The organism is Paraburkholderia sp. CHISQ3, from assembly GCF_030464945.1.
Classification (GTDB): Bacteria; Pseudomonadota; Gammaproteobacteria; order Burkholderiales; family Burkholderiaceae; genus Paraburkholderia; species Paraburkholderia megapolitana.
Genome location: NZ_JALPRG010000010.1, coordinates 128,947 through 140,963 on the forward strand (window position 1 = coordinate 128,947; position 12,017 = coordinate 140,963).

At 66.4% G+C, this 12,017-nt stretch carries 6 protein-coding genes; 5 read left to right on the forward strand and 1 reads right to left on the reverse strand.

The window, feature by feature from the left end:
• Positions 1-183: 183 nt before the first annotated feature.
• From recC to arfB, 4 genes are all read left to right on the forward strand, one after another.
• A complete protein-coding gene (gene recC, locus M0D65_RS23190) occupies positions 184-3,639 on the forward strand; it encodes an exodeoxyribonuclease V subunit gamma (RefSeq protein WP_266254749.1) in 3,456 nt (1,151 codons plus the stop codon).
• Positions 3,636-7,394, forward strand: coding sequence for an exodeoxyribonuclease V subunit beta (recB, locus tag M0D65_RS23195; RefSeq protein WP_266254750.1), 3,759 nt, complete (start codon positions 3,636-3,638; stop codon positions 7,392-7,394). Before recC ends, recB begins: the two co-directional genes overlap by 4 nt.
• Positions 7,391-9,559 carry an AAA family ATPase gene (locus M0D65_RS23200; protein WP_266254751.1) on the forward strand — a complete coding sequence of 723 codons (2,169 nt, stop codon included), beginning with the start codon at positions 7,391-7,393 and terminating at the stop codon, positions 9,557-9,559. The genes recB and M0D65_RS23200 overlap by 4 nt, the downstream gene beginning before the upstream one ends.
• Positions 9,560-9,647: 88 nt before the next feature.
• The gene (arfB, locus tag M0D65_RS23205; RefSeq protein ID WP_096719050.1) at positions 9,648-10,052 is read left to right on the forward strand and encodes an alternative ribosome rescue aminoacyl-tRNA hydrolase ArfB; all 405 of its coding nucleotides are present in this window, start codon (positions 9,648-9,650) and stop codon (positions 10,050-10,052) included.
• Positions 10,053-10,111: 59 nt separating this feature from the next.
• Here the strand turns inward: arfB and M0D65_RS23210 are convergent, their stop codons facing one another.
• Positions 10,112-11,392: an EAL domain-containing protein gene (locus M0D65_RS23210; protein WP_266254752.1), complete on the reverse strand. Its 1,281-nt coding sequence runs from the start codon at positions 11,390-11,392 to the stop codon at positions 10,112-10,114.
• Positions 11,393-11,687: 295 nt separating this feature from the next.
• Between M0D65_RS23210 and M0D65_RS23215 the strand changes: the two genes are divergently transcribed.
• Positions 11,688-11,978: a putative quinol monooxygenase gene (locus M0D65_RS23215; RefSeq protein WP_266254753.1), complete on the forward strand. Its 291-nt coding sequence runs from the start codon at positions 11,688-11,690 to the stop codon at positions 11,976-11,978.
• The last annotated feature ends 39 nt before the right edge of the window (positions 11,979-12,017 follow it).

Below are 12,017 nucleotides of genomic sequence, written 5' to 3' on the forward strand. Positions count from 1 at the left end.
AAATGAAAGGCGCTGGCGCATGCAGCGCAGAACCCAAACGCCGTCGAGTCTAACTGATTTTGCAGGCTGTCTGACCGCGTTCGCGTGCAGCGGTTCTGCGGCACCGGTGCCTTTGCTATGCTGTCGCTTCAGGACCGTTGCGGCTCGATCATCCGCGCCGCGCGATCCCTTTCCACAGGCTCCATGCTCCAGATCTTCTATTCGAACCGGTACGAGACACTCGTAGCCGCCTTGCTCGCCGATATGGCGGAGACCGACGCCGCGTCCGACCCGTGGACGCCGCGGCCCGTCATCGTGCCGAGCGCCGCGGTGCGGCGTCGGCTCGAACTCGACATCGCGGCGCAGCGCGGCGTGTGTGCGAACGTCGACTTCCGCTATCTGGCGCAATGGTTGTGGGCGCAGATCGACGGTGTGATCCCGGTGCCGCCGCATTCGCCGTTCGCGCCGGATCGGCTCGTCTGGCGCTGCTACCGGCAACTCGGGCGGACCGCCGAAGCGCCGTCCCATGCCCCATGGAACGCCTCGCCTCGACTGCGCGCCTATCTGGAAGCCGCCGACCCGTCGATGCGCTACGAACTCTCGCAACGCGTCGCGACGGTGCTCGATCACTATCTGACCTACCGTCCGGAATGGCTGCTGCAATGGCAGAAGGGCGGTTCGATCTTTGCGGGCCCGGAGGCGGGCGAGACCGGTCCGCGTCTGATCGGTGCGAGTGCCGCCGCCCGCGAGGACGAGCGCTGGCAGGCCGCGCTGTGGCGCGCGCTGCTTGCCGAAGTCGCCGACGAAATGGCAGACGGGCAAAAGCGCGAACCCGGTGGCCGCAAACATGCTGGCCGCTCGCCGACCGCGGCGACGCCGCCCGCTTACCGTTTTCTCGATGAGGTCGGCACGCTCGATCTCGATGCGATTTCACGCGCGGGCTGGCCCGCCGCCGTCCATGTGTTCGCGTTGCCCACCATGCCGCCGTTGCATATCGAACTGCTGCGCGCATTATCGCGCTGGGTCGATGTGCGGCTGTACGCGCTGAATCCGTGCCGCGAATTCTGGTTCGATATCGTCAGCGAACGGCGTGTCGAAGCGCTCGATGCCGCTGGGCAACTCGACTATCAGGAGGTCGGGCATCCGCTGCTCGCGGAGTGGGGGCGGCAGACCCAGGCGCAGTTGCACATGCTGCACGAGCTGACCGAGAGCGCCGCATCGAGCGAAGCGTCACTGTATGTCGGCAACCCGGCATCGACCTGGCTCGCGACCGTGCAGAACGCGATTCTTGAGCTGGAGCCGGAGTCCGGCTACTCAGCCGCGCCGGAAGCGCATGGCATCGAAGTGCATGTCTGCCATAGCCTGTCGCGCCAGCTCGAAGTGCTGCACGACCGGCTGCTCGGCTGGTTCGACGAATTCGACGATCTGCAGCCGTCCGATGTGCTGGTCGCTTGCGCCGATCTGGCCACGGCCGGCCCGCTGATCGATGCAGTGTTCGGCACGGCGCCGGCAGGCAGTCATGAATCGTCGCTGCGGCGCATTCCGTATCGCATCACCGGTTTGCCGCCGACCCAGGCCAACCCGGTCGCGCGCGTGCTGCTCGACTGGCTGGCGCTGCCCGAGCGCAATGTGGGGGCGCCCGAACTGATTGAATGGTTGCGCGTGGATGCGGTGGCGGCGCGCTACGGCATCGATGCGGCTGCGCTCGAAACGGCCCAGGAATGGCTGGCGGCGGCAGGCGCGCGGCGCGGCCTCGCACCGGTTGAACCTACGGAGCCGGTCAATGCCGCGATACCGGTAGCGCGTCATACATTCGCGGACGCATTGACCCGCCTGTTTCTCGGCTACGCAATGCCGGACCACGGCGAACCCGTCGATGCATGGTTGCCCGTCGAAGGTGCGGGCGGTCCCGATGCGGAACTGCTCGGCCGGCTGGCGCGCTTCGTCGATCATCTCGACAGCTTCGCGCGCCGTTGCGCCACCGAGCAGACCCCAGCCGAATGGACGCAACTGCTGCTCGACACGCTCGCGCAATGCTTCGACACCGGCGTCGCGTTTGCGGACGCGCTCGCCGACGTACGCGGCGCCATCGATGCGATGGGCGATGCGATGCAGAGCGGCGCGCTCGATGTGTCGCTGCCGGCGTCGGTGGTGCGCACGGCGCTTGCCGCCGCACTCGATGATCCCGCGCGCGGCGGCGTGCCGTGGGGCAGCGTGACGTTCTCGTCGCTGACGAGTCTGCGCGGGCTACCGTACCGGATCGTGTGCCTGCTCGGCATGGACGACGGCGTGCTGCCGAGCCTCGCACGCGCGGACGAATTCGATCTGATGGCGGCGTTCGGCAAACCCGGCGACCGGCAGCGCCGCGACGACGAGCGCAATCTGTTCCTCGATCTGCTGCTGGCCGCGCGCGATCGTCTGCTGATCGCGTACACCGGCCGCAGCATCCGCGATAACGCGCCGCTGCCGCCGGCCGCGCTTGTCGATGAGCTGCTCGATCATCTTGCGCGCGTATCGGCGGGAGAGAATGCGCTACCGGCGCAACTCGACGCGGCACGCCGAACGTTTATCGTCGAGCATCCGCTGCAACCGTTCGCCGCCGATTACTTCGCGGCCCACGACGGGGATACGCCGCTCTTCACCTACGACCCCGAGCGCGCGGAACTGGCCGCGCTGCTGAGCGGTCCACCGCGCGCAGCAAACCAGCCGTTCTTCTCGGCACCGCTGCCCGCCGAACCCGCGGACCCGGTCCCGTTCGATACGTTCCAGCGCTTCTGGCGTCATCCCGCGCGCGCGTTGCTGCGCGACCGGCTTGGCATCGTGCTGACGGATACGCAGGGCGAACTGCTCGACATCGAACCATTCGAACTCGACTACGCAGGCCGCGATGCGCTCGCTGAAAGGTTGTTGCCGGCGCTGCTCGATGCCGGAACCGGCGACGCCGCGCTCGGACGCATCCGGCGCATTGCGCAGGCGAGCCCCGAACTACCGGGTGGTGCGACTGGCGAGGTCTGGCAGGCGCGCGAACTGGGCGCACTGCGTCAGCTCGCCGACAACGTCAGGCATGCCGTAGCGGAGGGCGTCGAGCGACTACAGTTTGCCCTCGATCTCGCGCCGCGCTGGCCCGACACCGCGGGCATCGAACTGTTCGGCCCCTACGACGACGAACTGCGTCAGACCGCCGAAGCACCGTTGCAATTGCATGGCACGCTGAACCTGGTCACCGAAACCGGCCAGGTGATGTTCCGCTACGCAAAGCCGACTGCACGCGACTACCTGTCGGCCTGGCTCGCGCATCTCGTCTATTGCGCGGCGCGACCCGATGGTCCGCGCCGCACGGTCTGGCACGGCAGCGGCGACACCTTCGAATTCGCCCCGGTCGCCGCGCCGCTCGAACTGCTGGCGCCGCTCGCCGCGCTGTTCCGCGCGGGACGGTCGCTGCCGCTGCGCTTCTTTCCGAAGAGCGCGTGGGCCAAGGTCAACGAGAGCGACTCCGCGGCGCAGAACGCGTGGATCAGCGATCGCGTGCGCGGCGAGTCGGACGATCCGGCGCTGCGCATCGCGTGGCGTGGCACGCCGCTGTCGCTCGACGAGCCGTTCGGTACGCTCGCGACGCTCGTGTTTGCACCGCTGCGCGAGCATCTGCGGAGCCGGTCATGAGCGGCGCGATGTGGGCACAGGAACTCGATGTCTTCGGTTGTGCGCTCGATGGCGTGAACCAGATCGAGGCATCGGCGGGAACGGGCAAGACGTGGAATATCTGCGCCCTGTACGTGCGGTTGTTGCTCGAGAAGAACCTCAACGCCGACCAGATTCTCGTCGTCACGTTCACGAAAGCGGCCACCGCCGAGTTGCACGAGCGCATCCGCGGGCGTCTCGCCGAACTGCACCGGGCGCTCGAAACCGGTGACGACGGTGGCGATCCGTTCATCGCCGGGTTGTTCGATACGACGCTTGCGGCCGATGGCGGTATCGATCGTGTTGTGGCAACCGGTATTGTCCGGCGCGCGTTGCGCACGTTCGATCAGGCAGCGATTCATACGATCCACGCGTTCTGTCAGCGCGCGCTGCAGGAGGCGCCGTTCGCGGCGGCAATGCCATTCGCGTTCGAGATGGAAGCCGACGATGCCGCGCTGCGCTTCGAACTCGCCGCCGATTTCTGGCGCGAGCAGGTGGAACCCGTTGCCGCCGATCATCCTGCGTTTGCAGCATGGCTCGTTGGTAAACGGGCAGGGCCTGCATCGTTCGACGAACAGCTTGCGCGGCGTCTAAAGAAGCCGCTGGCGCAGTTGCGCTGGGGCGACCTGCGCGCGCAAGGCGAGCTTGGCGGCGACGGCACTGCGCATATCGCTCTGATCGACCCGCAAGTCCGTTTTGCTGCCGCACACGAAATGTGGACCGCTGAACGCGATGCGATCGTCGCGCTGCTTGCGCAAACGCAGGACCGGCTCAAACAGACGTCGCACAAACCGGATGCAATCGACGCAGCCGTCGCCGCGTGGACCGATTACTTCGCGCAAGACGACCATCACGCGCCACCACCGAGCGCGGCGTTGAAACTGACAGCCTCGGCGCTGAAAAAAGCGACGAAGGTCAAGTTCGAGCCGCCCGAACACGCCTTCTTCACGCTCGCCGACGATCTCGCAGCCGCCGTCGTCGCGGCCGAGATCGCCCAGCGCGCGCGCTGGCTAGACCTCGTGCAGACATGGCTCGAGTTCGCGCCAGCCGAACTCGCCGCGCGCAAACGCACGCGCCGCGTCGTCTCGTTCGACGACCTGCTGTCCAATCTATATCGCGCGCTGGCGGCGCATCCGTGGCTCGCCGATGCGTTGCGCGTGCGCTATCCGGCCGCGCTGATCGACGAGTTCCAGGACACCGACCCGTTGCAGTTCGCGATCTTCAACCGGATCTTTGCGCCGGCCGGTCCGTTGTTTCTCGTCGGCGATCCGAAGCAGGCGATCTACAGTTTTCGGGCGGCTGACCTGCATACGTATCTGGCCGCGCGCGCCGAAGCGTCCGCGTGCTACACGCTGGCGGTCAACCAGCGCTCGACGGCGCCGATCGTCGAAGCGTGCAATCGCATCTTCGCTGCAAACCCGCAGGCGTTCGTGCTCGACGGGCTGACGTATCAGCCGGTGCGGGCGGGCGAGCGGCAACGCAAGCCGTTCGTCGACGGAGACACGCAAGCCGCTCACGGCGAGGCGGACGAAAGCACTGATGAAAGCCCGGATTTTCGCATCTGGACCCTGCCGCAAGGCGACGCTGCGCTAACGAAGCGCGAGGCGCAGCGCGCCGCGAGCGAAGCATGCGCCGCGGAGATCGTGCGGTTGTTGCGCGGTGCTCGCGAACATACGGTGACGATCGGCGACGAGCCGCTCGCGCCGGGCAATATCGCGGTGCTCGTGCAGACGCATCGGCAGGGCAGTCAGATCAAGCGGGTGCTCGCAGCTTGGGGTGTCGGCAGTGTGGAGCTTGCTCAGGCCTCGGTGTTCGCGACGCTCGACGCGGAGCAGATCGAACGTGTGCTCGCCGCCGTCGACACACCCGGCGATCTGCGTCGTCTGCGCGCCGCGCTCGCCACCGACTGGCTCGGCCTCGACGCAGCCGCGCTCTGGCAACTGGAGCAGGTGGCCGATGCACCGTCGTTGTCCGGCAACACCCAGGAGCACGCCGCCGATGCGATGGGCTGGGTCGAACGGTTTTCACGCTATCGCACGTTGTGGCATGAGCGCGGTTTCGCCGTGATGTGGCGCACGTTGATGCGCGAACTCGGTATTGCGCAGCGTCTGGTCGCGGGGTCCGACGGCGAACGGCGTCTCACCGATGTGAATCATCTCGCCGAACTCGTGCAGGCGCGTGCCGCGTCGCAGCCCGGTATTGCGCCGACCTTGCGTTGGCTCGGCGCGCAACGCGAGCAAGGCGGCGGCGAAGAAGCGCAGTTGCGTCTCGAATCGGACCGCAATCTCGTGCAGATCGTTACCGTGCATAAATCGAAGGGACTCGAATACGCGGTGGTGTTCTGTCCGTTCCTGAACGATGGCGCCTTGCGCGATCCGCCGTCGTCGGGTTTGCCCGATGCGCGCGAGTATCACGACGAGGACGGCGCAGCGGTACTGCATTACGGCTGCGACGACGAAGAAGCGGAGCGGGCCGCGCGCTATGCCGTGCGCGAACAGGCAGCGGAGCGTGCGCGTCTCGTGTACGTCGCACTGACGCGTGCGGTGTATCGATGCTATCTGGTCGCGGGCACCTATGTGTCGTCGCGTTCGACGAAAGAGTCGCGCCGCAGCGTGTTGAACTGGCTTGTCGCGGGGGCCGGCCATGCGTTCGACGACTGGCTCGCCGCGCCGCTCGAGGAAGCCGATCTGATGGCGCGCTGGCAGGCACTCGCGGGCGGACCGATTGCGCTCACCGCACTGCCACTCGGGCAGCGGCGCGTGCCGCTCGAGAGCCGGCAGGACGATGGCCGGCGTATGCAGGCGCGCACCAGTCGGCGTGTGCTGCGCGACGCGTGGCGTCTCGCGAGTTTCAGCGCGCTGGTCGTAGCCGGCGCGCGGGCGGACGAAGCCTTCACACCGGCCGGCGATGCGCGGCCCGACCACGACGAGATTGCCGATCTGGTGGCGCAGCCCGCGTGGCCGGCGGCACTCCTGTCGCCGGCCGCCGCACCGCTCGCCGCCGACGATATCCTCGCGTTTCCGCGCGGCGCGGCGGCCGGCGAGTGTTTGCACCGGATGTTCGAACTGGCCGACTTCAGCGATCGCAGCAGGTGGCCGGAGGCGATCGTGCGCGCGTTGCGCGAACGCCCGGCGCCGGCCGCACCCGATCTCGCGAAGCGTCTGCCGTCGATGATGCTGCGGCTGCTGGACGATGTCGTTGCGACCGAGCTCGTGCCGGGCATGACGCTCGCAAAGTTGAACCCGGCGCGACGCATGAACGAACTCGAGTTTCTGTTTCCAGCCAGCTCGCTCGATTTTTCGGCGCTGCGCAATCTGCTGACAACGCACGGCTATCCCGACGTCGCACTGGAACCCGGAGCACTACGCGGTTTCGTGAAAGGCTTCATCGACATGATCGTCGAACATGACGGAAAGTTCTGGATCGTCGACTGGAAATCGAATCATCTCGGCGATACGCCCGCCGACTACGCCGCCGTGCCGCTCGAGGCCGCGATGGCGGGCCATGCGTATCACCTGCAGGCGCTGCTCTATACGGTGGCGCTGCATCGCTATCTGAAGGCGCGGTTGCGCGACTATGCGTATGACGAACATATCGGTGGCTATCTGTATCTGTTCGTGCGCGGCGTGCGGCCTGGATGGCGCGACAGCAGTGGGCCAACCGGTGTCCACGCACGGCAACCGGACGAACGCCTCGTGATGGCGCTCGATGCGTTGATGGACGGGAGAGCGGCATGAGCGCGAGCGATACTTCGTTCCCCATGGCCGACTTCACGCTGCCCACACCCGTCGACTTCAGCACGGCGCTGGCCGACGGTTTCGCGCGACGGATTGCGACGCTGACGCGCCGCCTCGGCGCGACGCCAGCAAGCGTGCGCTGGGCTGCGCGCGCCGCGTTTGCCGCGAGTCGCGCGACGGCCGAAGGTCATGTCTGCGTGCCGCTGTCGACGCTCGCCCATCGTTATGCCGCGCCGCTCGATCTGATTCATGCGGCGCTGTTCGATAGCGGTGTGGTCAGCGATGGGTCGCAGGACGCGTCGGCGTTGCGGCCGCTTGTCGTCGATGCGGAGGGGCGGCTGTATCTCGCGCGGTATTACGACTACGAGCGCAGTCTTGCCCGTTTGCTGGTCGCGCATGCGCGAGCGGCGCGCAGCGCTGGGATTGCCGGTATCGATCCCGCGCTTCCGAACGCATCGCCCGACGCGCACGCATTGCATGCGCGCTTGTCGCGCTACTTCGGGCCGTCGGTTGAAGAGGGCGTCGACTGGCAGCGTGTTGCGGTGGCGACGGCGCTGTCGAGCGGGCTTACGATCGTCAGCGGCGGGCCGGGTACCGGCAAGACGACGACGGTCGTGGGTGTGCTCGCGTGTCTGCTCGATATGCATGCGGATCTGCGCATCGCGCTCGCGGCACCGACGGGGAAGGCCGCGCAGCGCATGCAGGAAGCGCTGCTGGCACGCGCAGGCAGCTTGCCGCCCGAACTGGCCGCACGCTTGCCGCAGACTTCGTACACGCTGCACCGTCTGCTCGGCGCGGGGCCGGGTGGACGCTTTCGGCATCATCGGGACAACCCGTTGCCGTACGACGTGGTGGTGGTCGACGAAGCATCGATGATCGACGTTGCGATGGCGGCGCATCTGCTCGATGCGATCGCACCGCACACGCGGCTCGTGATGCTCGGCGACAAGGACCAGCTTGCCGCGGTCGAGGCCGGTGCGGTGTTCGCCGAACTGAGTGCGCGACCGAGTTTCAGCGCGCTTGGGCTCGATGCGATCGCGGCGGCACTCGCCATCGATGTGGCGACGCTGACGGCCGCACTGCCGCGCGCCGACGATCGGTATCAGACAGAGGCTTCCAGCGAAGATGGCTGGGATGCGCTGCCACTGCCGGATGCCGATATACCGATGTGGCTCGGTGACGAAGCGGCGCCATGGTGGCCGACAGAGCACGAAGATTTCGATGCGGTGTCTCATCTGTCCGACGATCCTGCCTTTGCCACAAGCGGTAGCGAGAGCCCGCATCCTCGGGAACCCGTCGATGCAGCACACGACCCGCTCGCCGATTGCGTCGTATGGCTCGAGCGCAACTATCGCTTTGGGCTGGAGTCGGCGATCGGGCGGTTATCGCTGGCGATCCGCCGCGGCGCGACCCAGGCGGCATTCGATGTCCTGACCACGGACACATCGCCACAGTCAGACCGTGCCGCGGTACTTCACGAGGACGCGGAGCCGGGCCTGAGCGAACGCACCGTCACGCGGCTCGCAACAGGTTTCGCGCCGTATTCGGCGGCACTGCGCAACGCGCTTGCCGAAGCGACCCCCGACCCGCTGCCGCTCTTCGACGCGCTAAACCGCTTTCGCATTCTGTGTGCGACGCGCAGCGGTCCGCGCGGCGTCGAACAGTTGAACGCGGCGATGGCAGCCCAGGTGCGCCGTTCGGCGCATGTGCCGCTCGCCGTCGGCGCGAAATGGTTCGCTGGCCGGCCGGTGATGGTCGCGCGTAACGACTACGCGCTGGGTCTGTTCAACGGCGATATCGGTGTGACCTTGCCGGGGCCGGGCGGCACATTGCGTGTGTATTTCCGTTCCGGCGACGGCAGCGTGCGAGCGGTTTCGCCGGCCGCGTTGCCGCCGCACGATACGGCCTTCGCGCTGACCGTGCACAAGTCGCAGGGCTCCGAGTTCGAACACGCGGTGCTGGTGCTGCCGTCGGCGTTCAGCAGGGTGTTGTCGCGTGAGCTGGTCTACACGGCGATCACGCGGGCGCGCGAACGCGTCGAGGTGATCGGTTCGCGTGCGGTGCTGGCGCAGGCTATTGCGACGCCGACCCGGCGCGATTCGGGGTTGGCTGCGCGCATTGCCGCTACCGTCGATGAAGCCGGTTCGGCGCAAACGAACCCGTAACCATGACGTTCCGCGCCGGACGCAACCGGTGCGCAGACACGGCAATAATGCCGTCGTACACTTGCGTCTCGCCGTTTATCATCGCGCCATGACTTCCCGCTATCCGATCCCGCCAAACGAAATCGAACTGACCGCCGTGCGTGCACAAGGCGCGGGCGGGCAAAACGTCAACAAGGTATCGAGCGCGATTCATCTGCGCTTCGATGTGCGCGCGTCGTCGTTGCCCGACGTGCTGAAGATGCGCCTGCTCGCGTTGTCCGATCACCGGCTCACACGCGATGGCGTGGTCGTTATCAAGGCGCAGGAGCATCGCACGCAGGAGATGAATCGCGCGGCCGCGCTGGCGCGTCTCGATCAACTGATCGAAAGCGTAAGTGTGACGCGTAAAGGGCGCATCGCAACCCGTCCGACGCGCGCGTCGAATCTGCGGCGGCTCGACACGAAGACGAAGCGCGGCGAGGTGAAGGCGGGGCGCTCGCGGATTGACGACTGAGGCGTTTTGCTGGACCAGGTTTTGTTCTGCGCGAAGCACCGGCCGACAACGGTGCAGCGTCAGAGCACCGAAGTACCGACGAGCGCGGTCGCCGGCGTGAAGTCGACGCAGAATACGTTGAGCTCGCCGTCCCGTTCGACCGCGACCGCCGCGGTGTAGCAATCCTGGCCGTCGGTCAGCGAGCGATGCGGGCCCATCATTGCGACACGTCCCGGTGCGGCCAGCGCGTGCTTGAAATAGGTACGCCGCGACCAGTTGCTGTATGTATCGGGAAATAGTGGGGCGAGGCGCGCCGGGGGTTGTGCGGCGTCGTGCGGGGTGATCGACGGCAGCATCTGGTGGCCGAGCGCATTCGTCACGAACACACGGCGAGCTTCCGGGAAAGTGAAGACTTTTTGCGCGGCCATCGCGAGATCGCCGCTTGCCGCGTACATCCCGGCACCGGCCAGCACCGTTTCCGCGAGCCCCTCGAAGCTCACGCGCTGATGGCGCGCATGCGTGTGCTCGTATTCGGAGAACTTGCTCCACATCGATTCGATTAGCCCAGGCGCCTGCGCACTCGCCGCGCGTACCGAGGCCTCCGGCTGGCCGAGCCAGAAGCCCTGCACGAAATCGACGTCGGCCTGCATGAGGATCATCAGTTCTTCATCGGTCTCGACGCCTTCGGCGAGCACCATCGTCCCCAGTTGATGAAGCATCGAGATCAGATGGCTGATCATCGAGTTGTCGCCGTCGCGTTTGCCCGCGCGTGCGATCAGCGAGCGGTCGAGCTTGACGATGTCGGGACGAAAGCGCCAGACGCGATCGAAGTTCGAGAAGCCGGTGCCGAAGTCGTCGATGGCGATCAGGAAGTCGCGCGGTTCCTCTGCGGCCAGCATGCTGGCGACTGCGGCTTCGTCATCGGCAGGTTGTTCGAGCACTTCGATGACGATGCGTTCCTGCGGCAGTCCGAAATGCGCAGACAGTTCGTCGATGAAGACGCGCTGCGGCCAACTGGTTTCGAACACCTGCGGCCGCGTGTTGAGAAAGAGCCACGCATTGTCGATGCCCTGCTCGACGAAATTCGCCACATGCATGCAGCGCGCCAGACGATCGAGCTTGCGCGCATCGTCCGGCGAGCGGGTCGCGGCGAACAGCGCTTCGGGTGAGACCGGTGTGCCGTGGTGGTCGTGCGCGCGCAGCAGCGCCTCATAGCCGACGATGCGCCGGTGCGTGACGGACAACACCGGCTGAAACACGCTTTGCAGCGCGACGGCGCACCATGTGGCGCCCCAGCCGGCGTCGCTGCGCACCAGGTGGGGCAGCAGGTCGGGAAGCGTGCGGTCGTCGGCGGTTGGCATGGCAACGGAACTCACAGGCCGCGGACCACGGACACACGCGGTCGATACCCGCGGAAGCACCGCTGAACCAGGGCGGTTGCCGGAGCAGGAGGCCCGAAGGCGAGGGAAATATTGCCAACCAAGCTGAGACTCCGGCAGGTGGGTCGTAAATTAGTCTAGCAGTTCGTATGCTGCGTGAATGTACGGGTAATCACAGACGTGGCTGATTGTCAGGTACGGCGATCGGGGCGTGTGCGCGTGCGAGCGTGTCTGTGCAGCGAGCGGTATTCTGCTGCTTTTCATCGAGGAGGAACACATGTCGGAAATTGCAGTGGTGGCGATCTCTATCGCGAAACCTGGCGACGAAGAGAAACTGCGCGAAGCGGTGGAAGGGATCGTCGAACCGACGCGCAACGAGCGCGGCGCGCTTCAGTACGATCTGCATCGCGATGTGAAGGAGCCGCGCCGGTTCGTTTTCTTCGAACGATGGGAAAGCGAAGAGGCGCTCGCCGCGCACGCGAAGTCGGCGCATATCGCGGCCTACAAGCAGGCATCCGCCGACTGGATCGAGCACGCGGAGATTCGCGTGCTGACGAAGATCAAATAGGCTGACGCCGTCGCATTCGCGCGCCGGTAGTCAACGAAT